At 52.1% G+C, this 21,872-nt stretch carries 16 protein-coding genes; 9 read left to right on the top strand and 7 right to left on the bottom strand.

Annotation, left to right across the window (positions count from 1 at the left end):
- Positions 1-8: 8 nt before the first annotated feature.
- On the bottom strand, positions 9-2,504 hold the full coding sequence (locus FCL47_RS15790) for a helix-turn-helix domain-containing protein (protein WP_136814494.1): 2,496 nt from the start codon (positions 2,502-2,504) through the stop codon (positions 9-11).
- Positions 2,501-3,346: a YecA family protein gene (locus FCL47_RS25125; RefSeq protein ID WP_136814493.1), complete on the bottom strand. Its 846-nt coding sequence runs from the start codon at positions 3,344-3,346 to the stop codon at positions 2,501-2,503. The genes FCL47_RS15790 and FCL47_RS25125 overlap by 4 nt, the downstream gene beginning before the upstream one ends.
- Positions 3,347-3,547: 201 nt before the next feature.
- Here FCL47_RS25125 and FCL47_RS15780 point away from each other — a divergent pair, with 201 nt between their 5' ends.
- Positions 3,548-4,282, top strand: a complete 735-nt coding sequence (locus tag FCL47_RS15780; protein WP_136814492.1) for a metallophosphoesterase — start codon at positions 3,548-3,550, stop codon at positions 4,280-4,282.
- A 127-nt stretch (positions 4,283-4,409) separates the two neighbouring features.
- On the opposite strand, the gene FCL47_RS15775 is transcribed toward FCL47_RS15780, so the two are convergent.
- Positions 4,410-5,750 (bottom strand): serine/threonine-protein kinase, encoded by a 1,341-nt coding sequence (locus tag FCL47_RS15775; protein WP_136814491.1) that lies wholly within the window; start codon positions 5,748-5,750, stop codon positions 4,410-4,412.
- Positions 5,751-6,024: 274 nt separating this feature from the next.
- Between FCL47_RS15775 and FCL47_RS15770 the strand changes: the two genes are divergently transcribed.
- Positions 6,025-7,911 carry a bifunctional acetyl-CoA hydrolase/transferase family protein/GNAT family N-acetyltransferase gene (locus FCL47_RS15770; RefSeq protein WP_136814490.1) on the top strand — a complete coding sequence of 629 codons (1,887 nt, stop codon included), beginning with the start codon at positions 6,025-6,027 and terminating at the stop codon, positions 7,909-7,911.
- Positions 7,912-8,000: 89 nt separating this feature from the next.
- On the opposite strand, the gene nhaA is transcribed toward FCL47_RS15770, so the two are convergent.
- Positions 8,001-9,188 (bottom strand): Na+/H+ antiporter NhaA, encoded by a 1,188-nt coding sequence (gene nhaA, locus FCL47_RS15765; RefSeq protein WP_136814489.1) that lies wholly within the window; start codon positions 9,186-9,188, stop codon positions 8,001-8,003.
- A gap of 243 nt (positions 9,189-9,431) precedes the next feature.
- Between nhaA and FCL47_RS15760 the strand changes: the two genes are divergently transcribed.
- The 3 genes from FCL47_RS15760 to FCL47_RS15750 all read left to right on the top strand — a co-directional run bounded on the left by FCL47_RS15760 (position 9,432) and on the right by FCL47_RS15750 (position 13,090).
- Positions 9,432-10,100, top strand: a complete 669-nt coding sequence (locus tag FCL47_RS15760; protein WP_136814488.1) for an isoprenylcysteine carboxylmethyltransferase family protein — start codon at positions 9,432-9,434, stop codon at positions 10,098-10,100.
- Between the two features lie 422 nt (positions 10,101-10,522).
- A complete protein-coding gene (locus FCL47_RS15755) occupies positions 10,523-12,040 on the top strand; it encodes a methylenetetrahydrofolate reductase C-terminal domain-containing protein (protein WP_167496521.1) in 1,518 nt (505 codons plus the stop codon).
- A 324-nt stretch (positions 12,041-12,364) separates the two neighbouring features.
- Entirely contained in the window at positions 12,365-13,090 is a 726-nt protein-coding gene (locus FCL47_RS15750) for a PEP-CTERM sorting domain-containing protein (protein WP_136814486.1), read from the top strand.
- 332 nt (positions 13,091-13,422) lie between these two features.
- On the opposite strand, the gene FCL47_RS15745 is transcribed toward FCL47_RS15750, so the two are convergent.
- A complete protein-coding gene (locus FCL47_RS15745; protein WP_167496520.1) occupies positions 13,423-14,715 on the bottom strand; it encodes a 3-deoxy-D-manno-octulosonic acid transferase in 1,293 nt (430 codons plus the stop codon).
- A gap of 434 nt (positions 14,716-15,149) precedes the next feature.
- Here FCL47_RS15745 and FCL47_RS15740 point away from each other — a divergent pair, with 434 nt between their 5' ends.
- The gene (locus FCL47_RS15740; protein ID WP_167496519.1) at positions 15,150-16,115 is read left to right on the top strand and encodes a patatin-like phospholipase family protein; all 966 of its coding nucleotides are present in this window, start codon (positions 15,150-15,152) and stop codon (positions 16,113-16,115) included.
- Positions 16,116-16,204: 89 nt separating this feature from the next.
- Here FCL47_RS15740 and FCL47_RS15735 read toward each other — a convergent pair whose 3' ends face one another.
- Together FCL47_RS15735 and FCL47_RS15730 are read right to left on the bottom strand one after the other, a co-directional pair.
- Complete coding sequence (locus FCL47_RS15735) at positions 16,205-17,524, bottom strand: histone deacetylase (RefSeq protein WP_136814483.1); 1,320 nt, start codon at positions 17,522-17,524, stop codon at positions 16,205-16,207.
- 76 nt (positions 17,525-17,600) lie between these two features.
- Entirely contained in the window at positions 17,601-19,262 is a 1,662-nt protein-coding gene (locus tag FCL47_RS15730; protein WP_136814482.1) for a hydantoinase/oxoprolinase family protein, read from the bottom strand.
- A gap of 449 nt (positions 19,263-19,711) precedes the next feature.
- Between FCL47_RS15730 and FCL47_RS15725 the strand changes: the two genes are divergently transcribed.
- The 3 genes from FCL47_RS15725 to FCL47_RS15715 all read left to right on the top strand — a co-directional run bounded on the left by FCL47_RS15725 (position 19,712) and on the right by FCL47_RS15715 (position 21,795).
- Positions 19,712-19,909 (top strand): flagellar FlbD family protein, encoded by a 198-nt coding sequence (locus tag FCL47_RS15725; RefSeq protein WP_136814481.1) that lies wholly within the window; start codon positions 19,712-19,714, stop codon positions 19,907-19,909.
- Between the two features lie 311 nt (positions 19,910-20,220).
- Positions 20,221-21,003: a flagellar motor protein gene (locus FCL47_RS15720; protein ID WP_136814480.1), complete on the top strand. Its 783-nt coding sequence runs from the start codon at positions 20,221-20,223 to the stop codon at positions 21,001-21,003.
- The gene (locus FCL47_RS15715) at positions 21,004-21,795 is read left to right on the top strand and encodes a flagellar motor protein MotB (protein WP_136814479.1); all 792 of its coding nucleotides are present in this window, start codon (positions 21,004-21,006) and stop codon (positions 21,793-21,795) included.
- Positions 21,796-21,872 lie beyond the last annotated feature (77 nt).

Here is a 21,872-nt window from a genome sequence, read left to right as displayed (position 1 = left end):
GAAACGAGTCAGGAGGACGCCTGGCTTTGCAGGTAGGCCTGGACGAATCTGATGTCGCTGTAGCTGTAGTCGCTGCCCAGGGCCAGTTTTATTTCACTCATTTTCTTATCCGGCATCTGGTTTATTTTCTCCTCGATTGCCTGCTGCTTCGCCGGGGGCAGCAGCCTTTCGATGGCCAGTTCGCCCCGGGCAACAAAATACGCCAGATGCCCCTCGACGGTGGAGACGACCAGGTCGCGCTGAGCAGCTATCTGGGGCAGTGTCAACCCTTCTTCAAAGAGCTCAAGGCTGAGCTTTTTCGTATCTGTTTGGGCTGCTGCCGGTTGTTCGGCGGGCTTCTTGGGCTCCTGGTCCAAAGATTCGGCTTTCTCCGGGAGAGTGACCTCCTCGATATTGTTTTTCCGCCGGTAACTCGAAACCATGGCGACCAGCTCTTCGCCGTATCGCTCCGAGAGCTTCTTGCCGATACCTTTTATCGCCATCAGGGCCTGGAGCGAGTCGGGCAGATGAACGACGATTTGGATCAGGGTCTTCTGGTGGAGGATATGAAAATGAGGAACTCCTTGTTCTTTGGCCTCTGCTGCCCGCCATTCCCGCAGGGTTTGAAAGAGTTCGGGATGGTCGATATCTGCCTCCGAGTAAGTGGCCTGGGTTTTTGCCACCCTTGCCGATTCTTTTTTCGGCACCGTTTGTATTTCAGCCGATGAAACTGCCCGGAGATAGTGTGCTGCACTGAAACCTGTCGCGCAGGATTTGACGGCAGCCAGCTTGACCGCCGTTTCTTCCTGCAGACGCGTCCTCAATTTGACCGCTTTTTTGCGGATTTCCTTATTGTCGGTTTCTATCTCCAGCTGGGGGATGCATGTGTTCATACCGGCTGTAATTTTTTCCTCGAAATAAACCGATGCCTTCTGGATGCGCTCGAGCACTGCCGGATCTTCTGCCGGGAAAACATTCTGGCTGAAGAGCCCCTGCAGCTGCCGCCTGAAGTTTGCCCCGACAGTACAGATCTCGTTCACGGTCTTCTGGCGTAATGCATGAAGATCTCCGGCGCCTAAGACAACGAGCAATTCAGCATTCCTGTCCACAAGAGATACCAGCTGGCTGAGCAGAACCTGCAGTTCCTTAAAGTCAAAACATTCCAGGAGCAGTCGCTGCTGGTATTGTATTTTAGCCAGGGCCAGCTGTTCCGCCGTCACCATATTTTTCGCGGCCTGTTCGACGAAGCGCAAGACCATGCTGTCGGTTTTTACCGCTCGTGGGGAAAGCGGCGAACTGAGCACCATCCCGTCAAGGGTCCGGCAGCGGCTGAGGGCGACGTACACCTGGCCATGGGCAAACGCAGCCTGGGCATCGATGATGGCCCGGTCGAAGGTCAAGCCCTGGCTTTTATGGATGGTGATGGCCCAGGCGAGCTTCAGTGGATACTGGATGAAGGCGCCGATTTTATTCTCGGTGATCTCGAGCGTCTCCGGGTGCAGGGAATACTCGATGTTTTCCCAGGTTGCCGGTTCAACCACGATCTCGTCGGTATCGTCGGGGCATTGTATCCAGATTTTTTCGCCGGAGATGCGGGTGACCCGGCCGATTTTGCCGTTGAAGAAGCGTTTTTCCGGTGTCGAATCGTTGCGCACGAACATCACCTGCGCCTGTGGTTTCACCTCAAGGGTTACCGCGGTGGGGAAGGAGTGCTCCGGGAATTCACCTTCAATTTCGGCATCGAAGCGGTGGCTTTTCTGGGAAAGTTTCTGCAGCCTCGACGCGTTGATGGCGTCGGCGTTGCTGTTGTGGGTACAAAGCGTTATATATCCCTCGGCCTTCTGGTCTCCATCGCCAAAACCCTCGATATGGCGGGCATTCAGGCTCGACAGCGTTGCCTGGTCCAGGTTGTTGTCGCGAACCCGGTTCAGCAGCCTGATAAAGTGGTCGTCTTCCTGGCGATAGATATGCTGTAATTCGATGGTGATCAACGCACTCTGGCGCAGCGAGCTGCTGCTGAAAAAATACGGGGAATCATAGTATTGGCTCAAAATGCGCCAGTCGGCGTCTTTGACCACCGGAGAGAGCTGATGCAGATCGCCAATCAACAGCAGCTGCACCCCGCCAAAGGGCAGACTGCTGCGGCGGTAGCGGCGTAAAACGGCGTCAACGCCGTCGAGCAGGTCGGCCCGGACCATACTTATCTCATCGATCACCAGCAGGTCGAGACTTTTGATGATATTGATCTTTTCCTTGCCGAATCTGTGTCGGGCCGTCGTTTCGCTGCCCGGTACGAATGGACCGAACGGCATCTGAAAGAAAGAATGCAGGGTTACCCCGCCGGCGTTGATCGCGGCAACACCGGTGGGAGCGGTGACGATCATCCGCTTGGGAGATTTTTTCTTGAGATTGTGCAGGAACGTGGTCTTGCCGGTGCCGGCCTTCCCCGTCAGATAAATATTGCAGCCGGTTTCCCGGACAAATTCATCGGCGAGCTGCAATTCCGGGTTTGCAGGGGTTGTCATTTCTTTTTGCCATGTTGCGGAAAGTTGCCCTGGATAACGTTTGATTTTCTTGACGGCACATCCCCGGGGAAAATTGTCTGTTGTTCAGAGCTGCTGCCGCAGCACTTTTTATATTTTTTGCCGCTCCCGCACAGGCAGGGATCGTTGCGGCCGATTTTCGCCGAGCGAATCGGGATGGGGCCGCCAGATCCGGCAAACTGCCGCTGCCGCTTTTTTTCGACTGCGCGGGCATGCTCCTGGAAGGTCTCGATGGCCAGAGGCAGGGAGGTCAACAGGAAGATCTGGATCTGCGCCTCCCGATCTTCCATCTCGATGTCCAGTCCTGCGAAGGCCTCCTGGAACACCTCGTCCGGCATGTCGTCAAAATACTCCATCACCTCCATGGGATCGACCAGTCCCTGGATAGTCATCATGCTGTGGTAAAGCTCCTCTTTTTTCTGATCGCTTAACTCAGGATATTCCTCTGGATCCCACAGCTCCTCGCGAAGTGCGATGGCCTCTTCGAACCCGGAGATCCATTCGTAGAGTGGGGCAAACTGGTCCTCGTGCAGGGTTTCTATGTTGAAGGGAAAGGTGAGCCGGTTCTTCTCGAAATCGTCAATGCCCTTATTATAGGCAGCGATCAGACTGCCGGTCATTTTCTGCCCCTGCTCCATCGAATCAAATTCCGGCATGTCGCCGCCAAAGATGATTGGCATCCATTCACCGGGCATGATCAGCTCGGGGGTCATTGCCAGCCCAAACAGGTAGCCCAGCAGTTCATCAAAGCTGAAGGCAGTATCAGGATCCTCCGCTTTAGCCAGGAGATTCTGGAGATTTTTTTTATCGGTTGTTGTCAACATGAGTCTTTGGATCCTCTGGTTTCTGTTCGTTTAAGGAGAGCGTATGCACATACAGATAGTCAAAAAGAGCGTTTTATAAAAGAGAAATTTGCGGGAAGTTTGCTATTCTCCGGAAACTGGCTTATACATGGACAAAGGTCTACAACTTCTGACGGGAACGCGCGAAAGTGCTGCTATCAGCCGCCACCAGAAGAGGAACGTATGAGAGTTGCAGTTTTTTCGGATATCCACGCCAACCTGGAGGCATTGGAGGCAGTCCTCGAGCATGCCGGTCGACAGCATGTTGACAGGTATGTCTGTCTGGGCGATGTGGTGGGCTATGGGGCAAACCCCAACGAGTGCATCGAATTGATTCAGTCCCTGCCCGATTGCCCCTGTGTGCTTGGCAACCATGACGCTGCTGTGCTCGGGATTCCCACCAATATGAAACCGGATGCGCGACGGGTAATCCTGTGGACACGGGAGGTCATCACCAAAACCGGTATGTGGTTTCTGACCGAGATGGAAGATCTCATCAAATGGGACAATATTTCCTTCTGCCATTCAAATCCGTACCGGCCCCGCAACTGGTATTATGTCTCCGAGAAGACCTATATCTCCAGTTCGTTTGCCCGATCGAAAGCCAAGGTCCTGTTCGTCGGCCATACCCATGTACCCGTTGCGATAACGCGAAAAAACTTCTTCTGCGTCTATATCAGATCACCGCAGCACAGCATGGTGGTGCCTGTCGCTGAGAAAAACCGCCAGATCTTCAATTGCGGGAGTGTCGGGCAGCCGAGAGACGGCGATCCTCGGGCTGCCTATCTCATTTATGACACTGCACGGCACGTGGTCGAGTTTTATAGAGTTGTGTATGATTTCAAGACGGCCGGAGAAAAGATTCTGGCTGCCGGTCTGCCCGGGATCTATGCCCACAGACTGGTAAACGGGCTGTAATACCTTTGCACGGAACACCCGTGCAAAGGGCACCTCATATCCCTCAAGACCTTCTGTGCTGAACAGTAGTGGTAATCATAAAAAGGTAAGGCTTGGAAATATCATCGGGGCTGCGATGTGTCGCGCATTATTCAGGGAAGAGTCCTCCCCGGCCAAACTGCGGCAGACTGGATTGCAGGTCCTCCTGGAGTTCTGTGGCGCTGCGGTAGCGTTTTTCCAAATCCTTTTGCAGGCAGTGCATGATGATGCGCTCGAGATTGATATCAAGCTGCGGATTAATTATCCGCGGCGCTCTGCTTTCAACAGTTGTGTCGATGTCTAAGGGGTACTGATCGTTTCCCTGAAAATAGGGCACGGTATTGGTGGCAAAAATATAGAGGATGACCCCCAGGGCCCAGACGTCGCTGGCCAGGCAGCTGCGGCCTTCGAACTGTTCCGGCGGCATGAAATTGACGGTGCCTGCAGAACTTTTGTCCGGTGGCTGCCAGGAGAGGTCCCGGGCGATACCGAAATCGAGAAGCTTCACCTGACCGCTTTTGTTGATGATGATGTTTTCCGGTTTGATATCCCGATGCATGATTTTATGCTTATGGGCATAGGAGATGACGGAGACGAGCTGCAGAAACCAGGCTGCTTTGTCGAGCGGGGCAATGGGCTGCTGCAGTAACTGTTGCAGGGTCGGCCCTTCGACATATTCCTGGATCAGGATAAACTTGCCGTTATCTTTGACAATCTCCAGAAGGTGGACGATATTGGGATGGTGGACCAGTCTCTTCAGGATGGCGGCTGAGCGCAAGACCCGGATATTCATCTCGGCTGAGTGGGGTGTTTTGGCCACGGCGAGTCTGCCGGTACCGATCTCCTGTACCAGCCAGGCGTCGCCAAAGCCACCGGAACCGAGCTTTCTCACCTGCAGCCATTTGTCGGAGATGCTGTCCGTTCTCGCCTTTATTAGCAACGATTTCGGGGCAAAGTAACTCAAGCCCTCCCGGAAAAAATCGACCAGCCGATTGACGATATCCCGCTTGTACCGGGATGCATTCGTTTGCGGTAAGGATTCTGCTGCCGATCGCTGGACCACCGCCTGGCCCATCTCGAGCAGGATCAGAAACCCTATGGAGAACCTCTCTTCATTGAGCGGCAGATCCATGAAGTCATCTGCCCCGGCATTGAGATATTTTCTGATGTCTCCTTTCCGCTGTGGGGGAATGAGAAGGAGAAAAGGGGTAAAAGGCCCGACAAAATCCCGGATAAGGCCGATGACTCGATCCTGTCTTTGCGGTTGCGTATCCACCCTGAAGACAACCAGGCAGATTTTTTTCTCGGGAAATTTATGGATGAAATTCCGGACGGTTCCGATGGTAAGCGGGACGATATCAATTTCAAAAGAAGAAACCAGCCGTTTAACAAGCGTAGTTTCGGCATCGGACAGACCGAACAGCAGTATTGTCTCAGATGGGCTTTGCAAACTGTTTCCTCTTGTTGAAGGGGATAATTGTAACCTATAAGATCAAACGGCTTGCAGGCAACCGGTTTTTGTCTGTGCAGGATGAAAAGGACAGGGTGACGAATGAGGTTCATCCAACAAGAGGAATCTTGCCGCATTGAAGAAGCTGTCAGCAGACTTGATTAAAAAGCGCAGAACCAATACTATCTGGAGATGGGCGGCAGGAGGATTTCAAGCCTGAGAGGATTGTGGGTACAGACAAGAGGTTCAAAAATCCCAGAGAAGGAGGAATGAGATGCGCGAATCAGGATATTGGGCGGATAACTATCAGAGGAACAAGCTGTCGGTTCAAGATGCCATTGCCAAGATCCAGTCAGGGCAGCGTATCTTTATCGGTTCATCCTGCGGCGAACCGCAGCAGCTGGTGAAAGGACTGGCCGACGCCAGCCTTACCTTCACTGATCTTGAGATCGTCAGGATGTTCAGCGGTGAGAGTACCTCGCTTTCCAGGATTGCCGAGAAATCGAAATCACAGAATCTGAATATTCGATCTTTTTATCTGGGGTCTGCCAACTCGGAGAGTTTTAAAGGCGATCTGCGCTTCATCACGCCGATCAATCTTTCCGATATACACAAGTTGATCAAATCGAAAATGCTGCCGATCCAGGTTGCCCTTATCCAGGTGACTCCACCGGACGATTTCGGCTGGATGAGCCTTGGCATCTCTGTTGATGTCACTGCGTCTGCCGCCGCCGGTGCCGACCTGGTTATCGCCCAGGTGAATAGCAAGATGCCGAGAACGCTAGGGCGCAGTTCGATCCATGTCAACGACATCGACTATTTCGTCGAGCATGACGAGACCCTGATCGAAATCGGTACCTATCCGGATGTCAAAGCCGCCGGCAAAATTGCCCGGTATGTTTCCCGGCTGGTGGAGGACGGTTCGACGATGCAGATGTCGCTGGGCGGAACGTCGGAAGCAAATATCCAGGCGCTGATGGAAAAAAATGATCTGGGCATTCACACCCAGTATGTGACCAACACCATTATGAAGCTTATGGCCATGGGTGTTGTGACCAACAAAAACAAGGGCTTCAACAGCGGCAAGATCATCTGCAGCAACGCCATCGGCAACCAGAACCTGTATGATCTGCTCGATTACAACTCCGCCGTCGAGTTTCATCCGTCCAAGTATGTAAATGATCCGCGGAAAATAGCCAAAAACAGGAAGATGGTGGCGATGAACACCGCCCGGGAAATCGACCTGACCGGCCAGGTGACCGCCGATGCACTGCCCTTCAATAATTTTTCCGGCGTCACCGGTATCCTCGATTTTTTCCGGGGTGCAGCCATGTCTAAAAAAGGCAAATCGATTCTGATGCTCACATCGACCAGAGACGATGGCACCCGGAGCCGGATTGTGCCGATTCTGGAGAAGGTAGCGGTGGTCGTGCCGCGCAGCGAGGTGCAATACGTGGTAACCGAATACGGTTCGGTAAATCTTTTCGGCAAAAGTATCCAGGAACGGGCGCTCTCGTTAATTTCTATCGCCCATCCGGATTTTCGGGACGAATTGTTCGAGCAGGCGAAAGATCTCGGGCTGCTTGGACCGGAACGAATCCTGCGGGACGAGATGCATTCCATCTATCCGCTTTGGCTTGAGGAAACCAGGATCATCGACCGTAAAAAAATAACCTTCCGGCCGGTGAAGCTGACCGATGAGCGAAGTCTGCAGGAGCATTATTACCGGCTCGACAGCACTGATGTTATCTCCAGGTTCTTCCATGAAAAAAAGAGCTTTATCAGCACCCAGATCGAGCGGACATTCATAATCGATTATCTCAAGGATCTGACCATCGTCGCGGTTGAGGGACAGTCTGGCTATGAGCGGATCCTGGCTGTCGGGGAGTATTATCTCAACCCGGAAACCGAGCTGGCGGAGATTGCTTTTTCGGTGGAAAAGGAATGGCAGGGGAAAGGTTTATCGTCAATCGTTATCCAGAAACTGGCCGAGGCGGCCAGGAGAAATGGCATTAAAGGTCTCACCGCCTACACGGCAAAAGAGAACAAGCGGATGGTGAAACTCTTTCACACCCTCAACTACCAGGTAAAGGCGGTTTCCCAGGGCAGTATGATCTACCTGGAGACTATTTTTGACCAGAAGCAGGATCCGGCTGAATAAACGTCGCCGCATATCCCCGTAAAACGAACAGCTCACACCCTTCCATTCCGGCAGGCTGAGTTTCAGGGGCAATCAGATTGCAATATGCCTTAAATCGAACTGGCCGGCAGGATCTTTTTTAGAATCAGGAATCCGACCAGGCCGGAAACAAGGGAGCCGAGAATGATGCCCAGTCTCTGATCAAAGACCGTGAGCGAAGAGGTCTGGTCGAAGGCCAGCGATCCGATAAACAGGCTCATGGTAAAGCCGATGCCGCATAAGGTCGCCATCCCGTAGAGGGAGCCCCAGGTCATTCCTTTTGGCATGGCTGAAACCTTGAGGAGTATGGCAAGACCTATGAAGGTGAAAATGCCGGCCTGTTTGCCGAAAAAAAGACCCAGAGCAATACCCATGGGAACGCCCTGGCTGAAGAAATCAAGGGAAGTGTTCGCAAGAGTGATGCCACTGTTGCAGAAGGCAAATATCGGAAGGACAAAAAAATTAACCGCCGAGTGCAGATCGTGTTCAATCTCCATGAGAGGCGACAGGTCGGGATCCGTGCGGGACCGCATGGGAATAAATATTGCCAGGAGTATACCGGCCAGGGTGGCGTGCACTCCCGATTTGAGCAGGGCAACCCACATAATTGAGCCGACGAAGACATACATGCTGAAGTTTTCCTGGCCTCTCCTGTTCATGTAAAAAAGGATGCAGATGCAGACAGCCGCCACAATCAGGGCAGCCAGGGATATATTTTCGGTGTAGAAGAGAGCGATTATGATGATTGCGCCGATATCGTCAAAAACCGCCAGGGAGGTCAGCAATACTTTCAGACTGATCGGCACCCTGGAGCCGAGTAAAGAAAGGATTCCCAGGGCAAACGCAATGTCCGTCGCCGCTGGAATGGCCCAGCCGCGCAGAGCTATGGGGTCCTGGTAATTTATCCCAATGTAGATGAGTGAGGGCACCACCATGCCCCCCAGCGCTCCCAGAGCCGGAAGAGTGACCTTGCTGATGTCTGATAATTCGCCGATGAGGATTTCTCTTTTTAACTCGAGCCCTACCAGGAAGAAAAAAGACGCCATCAAACCGTCATTTACCCAGAGCAACAGGGGTTTGGCAATTTCCAGAGGACCTATCCGGATATGCACCGGGGTCGTTATAATAAGGTCGTAGTAGCCAGATAAAGGGGTATTGGCAAGTATCATTGCCAGTACCGCAGTCACCATGAGCAAGAGGCCACTGCCGGATTCGGAGTGGATCACGTCGGAAAATCGAAGGATAATTCTGTCTTTCATCTGTTTATTGCCTTGCGTAACCTTGAGAGATCCCACGTCCTGAGGAGAATGAGTGAAAAGATCGGTCATGAATAAAGATCATAACAATTTAATCCAGTATTTTCGGGTGTCAATGCAGGCTGCCACTTATGTCTGAGTCGCTGGCATGGTCGGTATGGTGAAATAGGCTTAAGATTGCGGTTTTGCTGGCGGAGCAGCCCCGCACGTCCCTTGCAGTTGCTGGCACAACCAGGAGGCTGCGCGGTGCAGCACCCAATATCCTGCCGTAACGGACTGAAAAAAGAGAGAAAAAATATGAACGCGGTTTTGCTCAGTATCCTGTGGATAGCCTGGTGTACCATGCATTCCATTTTGATTGACGCCTCGATACTCCGGCACATTAAAACCCATGTACCCAGACTGACCCGGTACTATCGACTCCTGTATAACGGATTATCTGCGATTACCCTCGTGCCGTTGATCATAATGACGAAAATGGCCGGTGGGCCGGTGGTCGTCAACTGGGAGGGGAACGCCGTTTTTGTTCGGGTGAGTTTTCTAGTCACTGCCTTGCTGCTTTTTAGAGGCGGTGCGCAAAAATACGATTTGCAGTATTTTCTAGGTCTTAAGCAACTGCAGACGGGAGAGGAACATCTGTTGCTGAGCGAAAAAGAGGAGTTCCTTGAGACGGGGGTTTTTGGTATTACCCGGCATCCGTGGTATTTGGGCTCTTTGCTGTTCCTCTGGTCAATGCTGGCCGAATATCCTCTCCCGGTTTTTCTCGCCGTCTGCATCTTGAGTGTCTACCTGGTGATCGGCACCATGCTTGAGGAGAGAAAGATTGTCACGCAATACGGTGAGAGGTATCGCCGCTACCGGCAGCGGGTGTCAATGTTATTTCCCTGGAAATGGCTGGTACGGTTGCTCCGATAATACGCCCCGGGCGGCTTTTTTTCCCTGTTTAAAAATTATACCACAATGTAAGATATTATTTTCTCTGCAACTTCTACGTAAATCTCTTTCTTGCCAGAATTCGTCTCATCTCCAATAAATGACACAGAACAGGAATAATTAATATTCGCATGTAATTTTATACACTTTCTCAGCTTATGATGTATATTTAAAATGAATGTTGAGAATAATTATTGACTCGATTTCTGTTTGAAAAGTCTGGAATGAAATTTGTTTGGGTTCAATAATGTGATAGGTTGTTCCCTCGTGTTCAGAGTATTCTCATAACTGATAAGAAGATCAAAATAGAGCGAGCACCCCACTAGGGGATACTGAAAAGAGTAACCGGCTCTAAGACGTACGGCACTAACCAGCCGTTTGAGATGAAAGAAGGAGAAATTTCGGTGATTCATAATTTCAATGATGATATTTCAACCCCGGATAAATTTGTTGTAACACTAGAACTGGTGCCGGGTCGTGAGTCGAGCGGCAGGACAATCGACACGATCACCGGCATTGCCAGGGAGGCTCAAGCCGACGGAAGAATTACAGCGGTGTCGATCACGGATAACCCTGGCGGGAATCCGGCACTCAGTCCTGATGCACTCGGCCATGAAATCCTCAATGATGGAATGGATGTTATTGTCCATTTTACCTGCCGTGATACCAATCGGGTGGGCATGGAGAGCCGGGCGCTGCAGCTTGCGCATATGGGCATGAAAAACATCCTGGCCCTGACCGGCGATTATTCCGGCAAAGGGTTTGGGGGAGCCGGCTTGCCGGTCTTTGACTTTGATTCGGTCATTCTTACCTCGATGCTGAGCAGCCTCAATAAACGACTCATAAGGGCGGGCCATGCCAGTATTTTTGTCACCGGCTGTGCCGTGTCGCCATTTAAATATACCGAGGCGGAAGCCTGGATCCAATACAAGAAGCTGGAACGAAAAATCGAGGCAGGTGCCTCGTTTGCCATCACCCAGCTTGGTTACGATATTGACAAATATGAAGAGCTGCTGCTGTATAACAAGGATAAAAAAATCGAGGTACCGGTCCTCGCTTCCCTGTATGTACTCGATAAACGATCTGCCCGACCGATGCACGCCGGCAGAATTCCCGGTGTCCACGTCACCGAAAAACTCTACAATAAAGTGATGCAGGAGTGGGAAGGAGCCGGGGAAGGCATGCAGCATGCCATTGAGCGGACGGCCCGGCTGGGGGTTGTCCTCAAGGGTATTGGTTATAAAGGTATCCACCTTGGCGGTATCCATGACAGTTTTGCCACCGTTGGTAAAATTCTTGATCGGATGGCGGCGATTGAACACAACTGGCTCGATTATCTTGACGAGTTTCGTGAGGATGAACCCAATCGTTTTTATCTGTATAAACAGGCAGAGACGGCAAAGTCGGTTATTCCGGGCAAAGAAACGATAAAAGTGAAGCTTACCGATAACTTCCATTACCTGTTTCTGCGCACAGCCCATGAGCTTTTTTTTGATAAACGTGCAGCTCTCGCGCCAATGTACAAAAAGATCTCCAATTCACTGGATAAAAGCAACACCTCATGGCTGTTAAAAGTCTTCCTGGAAGATCCTTTTAAAAAGGTGATGCTTTCCTGCAAGAGTTGCGGTGATTGCGGCATCCAGCATGTGGGGTTTCTCTGCCCCGAGTCAGGCTGCCCGAAGCATACCCGAAATGGCGCCTGCGGCGGGAGTAATAACGGTTTTTGCGAGGTGAACACGGATAAGCTCTGTGTCTGGGTCAGGGCATACCGGCGGATGAAAAAGCATGGTGAGACCGACAAGCTTACCCGTGAATTTGTGCCGCCCCGGCTTTGGGAGCTGAAAGATACCAGTTCATGGATCAACTTTCACCTTGAGCGCGACCACCAGAAACCGGTGAAACCACCTGCGCGGACGCTGTAGCCCGGCGCACAAAGTGTACCGAGGTGATGTCGACAAGTATTTCCTGCAGATGTCGGTTCGGATGGGATGTACTATGCGTAGAGATATATGAGGACACGTAGTCGTCTATTCCACGTTTCCGTAGAGATAATTCCGCATTTCCGGTTTTTTGTTGGTTCTGTCGAGTGTGCAGCCTATCCATAACTGCACATAAGCGCGCATATAGGGATTTTGCAGGCTGAGTGGAGCGGTTTATGCATAAGTTTAAATGTATCACATGATGGTGTATCAGTTCAAACGTTATCATAACGATAGATACAAATCACAACCTCCCTGGGGGTAAAAATGCATAAAATCACAAAATTTTATAAAATATCTGCTTTTCTTATTGTTTTTATTACCCTTTCAATCGTTACAGTTGCCGCTAATCTCATATGGAACGGTGGTAGTAAGAATGACCGAATTGGGTTAGGCAACGGCCCTGCCTCAGACGTGCAAATTGATAATCAGCGTCAGGTTTCTGCTGAACCTTCCGCGGGAGGACAGGCTGATGTCAAAGTTGGTGGAGAAAAAGAGCCCAGAACCTTCAAAGACGCTCTTTTTCAACATAAATATCCTGAGTTTGACAGTCCGTATGCAGCAGATTTGAATGCTGATAAATGGTTCGATGCCAATAAAAAACATGACGTCATGGCTTCGTTATTTACTTCTCCTGCAAATGATGGGAATGGTAGTGACGGCAGCTTCGCATATCGTGTCGGTGGTATTAGCCTGAACAGGATTGGCAGTGGCGGAAGCAGTGGTGGTAGCAGCGGTAGCAGTAGTGGTGGTGGCGGTAGCAGTAATGGCGGCGTGAGCGGTGGCGGCGGCGGTGGCGGTGGCGGTGATGTTTCAGGTCCTCCGCCGGATGACCTGGTGTATCTGCCTGAAGACGATATCGTCAGTCCCGGTCCCATAGGAGACATGCCGGTCGTCTCTGTCGAACCTGTTCCTGAGCCTGCAACGATGCTTCTTCTGGGAGCAGGCTTAGCAGGCTTAGTCAGTTATCGTCTCACCAGGAAAAAAGCGTAATCAAAGAAGGAAACACGCAGCTTATTGAATTCTAAAACAGCTGACTCTTCCCGCTCCGAACCACTTGTTAGACATGTGCCTTCAGAGCGGGATTTTTTTGTCATTTAAACCTTGATATATCATATGGTTATCCTGCAAATGTGCCCATTGACAGGTGCAGGCGTCGCTCTTTTTCCCTCCGGACTTTGTCGGGGACGGGAAGGCGAGGTGCTTATCTGTAAGGGTTACGCCAGGCAAATACCGGGAGGCCTTCGAATGGGGAAGAGAGGCTTCCCGGTAACCAGCAAAACGCGGGATCGCATATTCCAGCCTCCCTTTAAAGGGCTTCGATACTACCTCTTCTTTATTTTTTCCAGTTCGGCCATTTTTGTGATGATCAGCTGACATACCTGGCGTGTGCCTCCGGTGCGCGGCAGCAAGAAATCCTGAACCTGTTTAATCACCTGGTCCCTGGCGACCGCGGTATTCAATGCCGTGAGCAAGGTGGCGGTCAGCTCGTTTTCATCGGCGACCTCGGTTACCAGGCCGGCAGCGACGATTTCGCGACCAATCCAGGCAAAATCGTGCCAATGTGGGCCGATGATTGGTTTGAGTCCAAACGCTAAAGGTTCAAGGAAATTCTGCCCGCCGAGATTGGCGAGGGCCCCCCCGACAAAAGCTGCTTCTGCCAGCGCATATGCCCCGGCGAGTTCGCCGAAGACATCCCAGACAATAACCGTTCCGGGGGATTGACGGTCGAGGATTTTTGAACGTTTAATGGCCTTGATATTTTGTCTGGTCAGCATTTTGATCAAATGATCAGCTCGCTCGATATGCTTGGGGAAGAGGCCAACGGTGATGTCCTGGCGGAGAGCGAGGATACGGGCAATCGTATGGAGGATCTGTTGCTCTTCTTCCCGGCGAATTGAGCCAAGCAGCAAGAACGGGCTGTTTTCGGGTAGATGAGCACCAATAGGATTGTTCTCCGGTCGACCTGGCCGGGGGCATATCCGGTCAAACTTGATGTTGTCCATCAGGCTGACTTTTTCCGGGCCGACCAGTCGGGAAAATCGCTCCCTGTCGGCGGGGGATATGGCGAGGACTTTTTCGGGCCCGTATTTTTGAAAGAATTTCGCGAAATATTTATAGGACCGAAAACTTTTTTCCGACATTCTGCCGTTCACAATCATGACCGGCACCTTGTTTTTTTTTGCCCTGATCAAAAATCCGGGCCACAACTCAGTCTCGACAATGACCGCCAGTTTTGGTTTAAACCGGGCAAAGGCCTTATCCATGAGATGCGGTGCATCAAAAGGAAAGTAGGCGATAGAGAGGTCGAGGGGGCTGTCGGGTGGCAGGTTTCTGCAGCCTCTGCCTAGACTGTCAATGCCTTGTTTGGTGCCGGAGGTAACGAGTATCCGCCATATTTTTTTATTGGGTAAAAGAGGGCCAAGGCCTTCGAGTACCATATTGGTGAGCATGGACTCGCCGCCGGATGCAGCCTGGATCCAGAGATCGAACGGCCCCTCTGCAACATCTTTTAAGGTTCTCTGCTGCCAGCCAAGTCCTACCCTTGGCAACCTTTTCAAGACAAAAAGAGCTGCCAGCCAGGCCAGATTGTAGAGGGAGAGAACTATGTTTATCACAGGAAGGTCGCCGGCAAGGATTGAGGGACTGGTGGTTGTTTACAGAATGAATATAAAAATGTGAGTACCACTAACCCTCAGCTATATGGGGATATGAGTTGCCCTTTGCACGGGTGTTCCGCAGCCTGGATGGCTGCGGTCAAGCCCCCGGGGATGGGTTTATGGCGTTCCGTGCAAAGGGCAACTCATATCCCTCTGGATCTTCTAAGCTGAACTTTAGTGGTAATCACATTTAAAAAAGAACAATCCAGTGATAGTATCGTGTTTAGATCATCATTTCAATCCTCAGCTGGTTTAATGCCGTTAAAGTGCTTTGTGGGACTCTTTACAGTACTCGCTTGACGGGTGTACGTTCCATCACGAAATAATTTTCTTGTAAAAAGCCCAAGAAAATTATTTCTATGTCACTAAAACCCTGTTCGGAGAAAAAAATCATGTCATCTCGCAAAACAGTCGGACTTGTGCTTGGCAGCGGTGCCTCTCGCGGCTGGGCACATATCGGTATTATTGAAGCGCTCCAGGAGGCGGAGATCCCCATTGATTTTATTGCCGGTTGCAGTGTGGGTGCCTACATCGGGGCGCTTTATGCGAGTGGCAGCATCAACAGTTTAAAGAAATTTTTGCTGCGGATGGATGGCAAAAAGATCTTTTCCTATTTCGATGTTGTTTTTCCCCGTTCCGGCCTGTTGAACGGGTCCAGACGGGTTCAGGAACTCTTTTCGATGCATACTGATGTGCAGACTTTTGCCGAACTCAATATCCCGCTGGTGATGGTGGCAACCGATCTTATGCTCGGGGAGAAGGTCGTCTTGAAATCCGGTAATATTATCGAGGCCCTGAGAGCGACTATGTCCTATCCCGGACTCTTTGCCCCGGTCCGGATCAACGGCCGCTGGCTGGTAGACGGGGGGCTGGTCGATCCCGTTCCGGTCGGGGTCGCTCAGGCAATGGGGGCGGGAATCGTCATCGCCGTAGACCTCAACAGCAGGATTGTTTCCCGCGTCAGGCGGCGTCACCGTATGCCAGGGGACGAAAAACAGATCGAAACATCGACCATGGCAGCGGAAGGGGAACCCGAACCCCGCAATGAGCTGGTGAAAAAGATGATTGATTTTTATGAGGGTGCAGAAAGCAAATTGAAAATAAAGACCAGCGGACTGCTGAAACGCGATGCATCGACTCCGGATATTATCGAAACGGTCATGACATCCATCGGCATCATGCAGGAGCGCATAACCCGTATCAATCTCGCGGTCGATCGACCGAATATCCTGATCCAGCCGCGCCTGGGCGAGCTGAAGATGATGAACTTTGACCATGTGGCGCACGCGATTGAGGAGGGATATATTGGCGTTCAGGAAAAACTCGAAGATATCCGTAACCTTTTGGAATCGACCTGAGGCAGGTGGCGGTTATAGCTGGTTGCCATGCGGCGCATGGCAACCAGCTTCAATTCGAAGTTTTTAGATGGCGTTGTAAAAAAGGCCGATCATTTTTTATTGGCCGAGGTGTAACGGTCAGTGGTGCGATCCTGCAGGTAAATATTGGCAAACTGATCGCGTCTGGCGGTGTCAAACCACCGGTGTCCCTGCTCCTGGCAGGCCGCGCAGGCGTCGACCGGGATATGGACGGCCAGAATCGGCTGCCCCCGGTTGGCCGAGGATTCAATCCGCAGCGCGCCGCCGCAGTCATCGCAGATGCGGATCGTCTCATGCTGCTGTTCCTGAATATTATCGGTGTCGTAATAGATGTTGCGGGTGCGCTGGTCCGGGTTGTCCATACTGCGTACCGATCTGGTCAGGGCCTCGCGGTTGTGCCATTGTTCCAGGACTCTTTCGCCAAGCTGATGGATATACTCGGTGGTTTCTCTGCTTTGCCGATAGGCTGCAGGATCATAGTCCGGTTCACTCAGATGGTCGTAGTCCAGACCAGCCATGGCCAGAATAATACCGGTGTTGACATAGGGCAGGGCGCCTTCGATGGCATAGCCTCCCTCCAGCACGGCAATATCGGCCTTAAGCAGCGTGGTCAGCTCCGCATATCCCCGAGCGGACAGGTTCATATTGGTAATGGGGTCGGAATAATGGTTGTCCTGACCGGCGGAATTGATGATCAGCTCCGGTTTGAATTCATCCAGGATCGGCAGGACCATTTCCCTGATCGCATACAGGAATCCTTCATCGGAGGTGTTGGGCGGCAGGGGGATGTTGACGGTGGTGCCCACGGCATTGGGACCGCCCCGTTCTTTTAAGAACCCGCTGCCGGGATAGAGGGTGCGCCCGTCCTGATGAAGGGAAATAAACAGGGTATTCGGGTCATGCCAGTAGATGTCCTGGCTGCCGTCGCCGTGGTGACAGTCGGTATCGACAATGGCGATCCGCTTCACCCCGTAGGCACGGCGGATATACTCGATCATGATCGCTTCGATGTTGACGTTGCAGAACCCCCGGCAGCCATGGACGATGCGGCAGGCATGGTGGCCGGGAGGGCGCACGATGGCAAAACCTCGTTCAACGGTGCCGTCCATCACGGCCATGCCGATGGTTTTAGCCCCGCCGGCACTGATGAAATGGGATTCGGTCATCACCGCCCAGGGATCGGGCACACAGAAGTGCACCCGCTGCACATCGTTTATCGTCACCAGGTCCGGCTTATACTCATAAATACCATCAATATCGAGCAATCCTTCTTCAAACACCTGGTCCTGGGTGTAGAGCAGCCGTTCTTCTCTTTCCGGATGGGTGGGTGAGATGGCCCAGTCAAAGGCCGGAAAGAAGACCAGTCCTGTTTTTTTCTTGGCCTGTAACATAATGCCCCTGGTTGGTTAGTGTTGATCGACTTGCAGAGAGTCAAAGTTTTTTCAGGGAAGGCTTTTTACCAAGCCATCACCGTACACGGATGAGTCCGGGTTTAACCTGCATCCGCACCCGCATATTCTTACCGACGGTCTGAAACCCGCGGACCATGTTGAACTGACTTTCCTCCAGCACCTCGGTTTGCATATCATTTGGGTTGGCTCCGCGCTGGATAGCCTTTTTGCGCAGTAAATCCTGGGCCATGGCGCGAGCGTCATCCAGACTGAAATTGTAGGGAATTTTCTGGCTGAAGTTTTCGCTGGGGGAGGTGGCTCTTCCCTGGTCGGTGTCGGCGAAGAGAATCACTTCACAGGTGGTTCGGGCCAGGGCGCAGCCAATGGCGTTGGCGACATGATGATGGGGCACGACCGCCACCTCGCCGGAAAACATGGTCTGCAGTTCGTTTGCAAACTGCGGGGCCGGACCGCCAAGAATGAGGATATGGCTGACCCGGATCTGGCTGCCTTCCCAGAGTTCGTGCACGGTATAGACCGGCTTGCTGTTGATGGTTTTGATCATCTCTTCGGCGGCGTCTAGTATGGTCTGACAGGCTGAGGTGAAAATTCTCTGCGCTGCCTCCTCTACGCTCAAGCCGAGAGCCTCGGCTATGGGGGCCAGGCCGGCCCTGGACTTTGCCGCATCGCCGCCGTCACCGCCGCCTTTGCCCAGCACATAAAAGGCATCTGTCGGAGTTGGCTCCGGACCGCCATAGGCCATAGCCTTGCCGATTCGGTCGGGACCGATGGTCAGTTCCCCGTCCTGGACCCGGACCACGCTGTCGCCGCCAATACCGATGGAGTGGGTGAGCAGGGCGCGAATCAGGGTTTTGTAGGGGGTGATCTCGATGCCCAGCGGGGCAAGCAGGGGGGCTTTGTCGATCAGCACTGCCATATCCGTGGTCGTTCCGCCGATATCAAGCACCAGGCAGGTCCCTTCCGCGGGAGCTGAGGAGATGGCGCCCATGACGCTGGCCGAGGGGCCTGACAGAATAGTCTGGGCCGGGTGGTCCACCGACGACTGGATATTCATGTTACCGCCATCGGGCCGCAGAATGCGGATGGGCATGGTCAACCCTTTTTGGGCCAGCGATTCTTGAACAGCGGTGAAAAATTTCTTATGAATGGGGTAGACGGCGCAGTTCAGATAGGTCGTGGCGATGCGCCGGGGGAAATTGAGGCTGCCGGAGAAACAGTGGCCCATAAAGACCCGCTCCACATACGGCTGCAACAGAGCCGCCATCTTTTCCTCCTGCGCCGAGTTGCGAACCGAGAACTTGGACACCACGCCGGCATAGCGAATTCCCCGGCGCTGCAGCTCCTCGCCGATCGATTGCAGCTGATTGTCGTCAAGGGTTTTGATCTCGCGGCCACGATGGTCCTGCGCTCCATCTACCGTATAATAGAATTCGTTGGTTCGAAAATGGCGGGGATCGATACCCGGACCGCCTGCCACCACCATGCCGACTTCGGGAAGTTTTTGCTGGGCAACCAGGTTGGTGGCCAGGGTGGTGCTGAGAACGGCCCGCTGAATAGCTGCCGGGTCGATGCCCTCGATAATGGCGTTGAGGCCGGCAATCAGGGTTTCAAAGAGATTGTCCGGATCGGTGGCAACTTTAGCTTCGCGGATAAGTTTTCTGCCGTCCAGCAGAATGACGTCGGTATGGGTGCCGCCTACATCGAGTCCAATGATCATTCCGTTCAACCGAGGTGAAGGTATGGTAATCGGAATCATTAAGAAGAGGTGCCGCGTCAGTAATCATTCCGTTACCAGATATGGCTCTTTACATTATATCCAGATAATATGAGTACAAAAGAGCTGCATAGCGGTCAAGTACTATTTATTGGAGATCACCCCCCTTTATTATCGTCGCAATGCGAACCGGTATTCTTCCTCTGTTGCGGGACACCGGGGCTGGGTTGCTTCAGATCATGCCCAGGCCTGCACGACTTTTCTCATAAAACGCCGGCGACGCAGTGGTTGGGAAAATTCTTGCAAAACCTTGCCTAGCTCGTTATATAAGCACATTGCAGTTGTTGACTCGTGCATGCACGTACACATCAAGCTTATAACAATCCTTGCAGCCTGCAATATCGGCGGCTGGGTATGGTCCAATCGAGTCTTTCCTTTTTATTAGCTATCGCATGATCAAACTGACCCGCCTTAATCACTCTGAACTGTATCTCAACCCGGATCTCATCAAAACCCTTGAAGAGACCCCCGATACGGTCATTACCCTGCTCAATGACGACCACTATCTGGTACGGGAGCGAGTAGAAGAAATCATCGAAAAAATCGTGGCCTATCGCGTGCGCATTCTGCACCAGTCCAGGCAGCAGTAAGCAGGCGCCTCGGCGAATTTTTTGTTATGACCCTGGCGTTGCCAAATGTTTCCGCCATCGTCTTTCTTCACCGGAAACGACTTGTGAGATGATCATTTGATGGTCGCAACTAAGAAGAATAACTGTATTTTTTTGCAGATAAAGGTATACGCTCCGTTATTATGACTATTATTTTCAGCAATTGTTAAAGTATCTCAGATTTCTCTTTTATTTTTTCTGAATTTCGCGATATGCTTTCTGTATACCGTTACAGTTCTTGCCCGTGTTCTCGGCAATCCCCCTCCCTCTAACAGTGTTTCGAGCAGTACTCTATGGATTTAGCGACTATTATTGGCTTGATCTTCGGCCTCGGAGCCGTCATCGGTGGTGCCTCGCTTGAGGGGCTGCACCTGAATGCCCTCGTGCAGCCAACGGCTGCACTGATCCTTTTTGGCGGCACATTGGGGGCGACTCTTATCAGTTTTCCGATGTCCACATCTATTCAGGCTCTAAAGGACATCAAAAAACTGCTTGTTCCTTCAGGGAAAAACGATGAACTCATCGCCGAAATCTGCACCTATGCAGGCAAGGCTCGCAAAAACGGCATAATTTCCCTTGAGCAGGATGCAGAGAATCATAAAGACCCGTTCATGAAAAAAGCCATTTCCCTCTCTGTGGATGGGGTCGAACCTAAGGATATCAGAGAGTTGATGGAAATTGACCTTGCCTCCGCCGAGGAGCATAGCAAGATGAGTGTCGAGTGGTTTGAGGCGGCAGGTGGTTACGCCCCGACCATTGGTATTATTGGTGCGGTGCTTGGTCTCATCCATGTTATGAGCAACCTGGAAGACACCTCCAAGTTGGGTGCTGGAATCGCCGTGGCCTTTGTCGCGACCATTTACGGACTGATCATCGCCAATATCCTCTGTCTGCCGGCCGCCACCAAGATAAAGCACCGCGTCAAGGATGAGGTGCTGCATAAGGAGATGATCATTGCTGGCATCGTTGCCATCCAGAACGGAGAAAATCCAAGATTTATCGAAGTGCGGCTGCGGTCCTACCTGGCGGGGGGCGGCAAGGGGCATGCCTCCGCGGTAGAGGAAGGGGGGAAGTAAATGGCGCGAAAAAAACAACCGGAAAAACCGGCGAACCATGAGCGCTGGCTGATTTCCTATGGCGACTTCATCACCCTGCTGTTTGCAGTATTCGTCACCCTGTACGCCATGTCGCAGACCGACAAAAAAAAGGTGGATGAGGTTGCCGCTTCCTACCGCAGCGCCTTTGGGGTCATGGCGGGGTCATCGTCGGGTAAACCGGATATTCTGCAAAAGACCGATTTTATGCCTGTCCCTGCAATGCCGCCAGCGATGCAGCATCCGGAGCAACCAAAGGCGCAGCAGGACGGCACCCGGAAAGTCCAGGCCACGACAAAGGAATTCAAGGAAATTGAGGGAGAGATAGAGCGGTTTTTGGCCCGGCAGCATGACCTCGATAAAGTCAATCTGGAAATAACCCGAAGGGGGTTGGTAATCAGCCTGAAAGAGGCGGGTTTTTTCGACTCGGGCAGCGCGACGCTCAAGCCGGAGGCTTCGGTTATTCTCGATAAAATTGCCGAATCACTCGATCCGTACAGCAACGCCGTCAGTTTTGAGGGTCATACCGATAATATGCCCATGCGATCGCAGAATTTCCCCTCCAACTGGGAGCTTTCAACCGCCCGGGCAACCAGTCTGGCCCATCTTTTCATTGAAAAACATGGCTTTGTTCCGGGGAAGCTCTCGGTGACCGGATATGGCGAATTCCGGCCGATAGCCGACAACAGCACCGAAAAAGGCAGAAAGCAGAACCGCAGGGTTGATATTGTGCTCATGAGTGCTGCAAACGGCACGGTTGAGGAACAACCCTGATGTCTCGAGGACACCCCGGTTCAGTAGCTGAACATCAGGGGTAATCGGATAAAACATGTTGCGACGCTTTAATCAGG

Origin of the sequence: Desulfopila sp. IMCC35006 (genome assembly GCF_005116645.1) — a bacterium.
GTDB lineage: Bacteria > Desulfobacterota > Desulfobulbia > Desulfobulbales > Desulfocapsaceae > Desulforhopalus_A.
This window is presented reverse-complemented; position numbering and strand designations above follow the sequence as displayed.

Bases quoted from the DNA above. Each gene is read 5' to 3' on its own strand.
- nhaA (WP_136814489.1), bottom strand. From the start codon at position 9,188: ATGAAAGACAGAATTATCCTTCGATTTTCCGACGTGATCCACTCCGAA.
- FCL47_RS25125 (WP_136814493.1), bottom strand. From the start codon at position 3,346: ATGTTGACAACAACCGATAAAAAAAATCTCCAGAATCTCCTGGCTAAA.
- FCL47_RS15730 (WP_136814482.1), bottom strand. From the start codon at position 19,262: ATGATCATTGGACTCGATGTAGGCGGCACCCATACCGACGTCATTCTG.
- FCL47_RS15725 (WP_136814481.1), top strand. From the start codon at position 19,712: ATGATCAAACTGACCCGCCTTAATCACTCTGAACTGTATCTCAACCCG.
- FCL47_RS15780 (WP_136814492.1), top strand. From the start codon at position 3,548: ATGAGAGTTGCAGTTTTTTCGGATATCCACGCCAACCTGGAGGCATTG.
- FCL47_RS15735 (WP_136814483.1), bottom strand. From the start codon at position 17,524: ATGTTACAGGCCAAGAAAAAAACAGGACTGGTCTTCTTTCCGGCCTTT.
- FCL47_RS15715 (WP_136814479.1), top strand. From the start codon at position 21,004: ATGGCGCGAAAAAAACAACCGGAAAAACCGGCGAACCATGAGCGCTGG.
- FCL47_RS15720 (WP_136814480.1), top strand. From the start codon at position 20,221: ATGGATTTAGCGACTATTATTGGCTTGATCTTCGGCCTCGGAGCCGTC.
- FCL47_RS15740 (WP_167496519.1), top strand. From the start codon at position 15,150: ATGTCATCTCGCAAAACAGTCGGACTTGTGCTTGGCAGCGGTGCCTCT.
- FCL47_RS15750 (WP_136814486.1), top strand. From the start codon at position 12,365: ATGCATAAAATCACAAAATTTTATAAAATATCTGCTTTTCTTATTGTT.
- FCL47_RS15770 (WP_136814490.1), top strand. From the start codon at position 6,025: ATGCGCGAATCAGGATATTGGGCGGATAACTATCAGAGGAACAAGCTG.
- FCL47_RS15790 (WP_136814494.1), bottom strand. From the start codon at position 2,504: ATGACAACCCCTGCAAACCCGGAATTGCAGCTCGCCGATGAATTTGTC.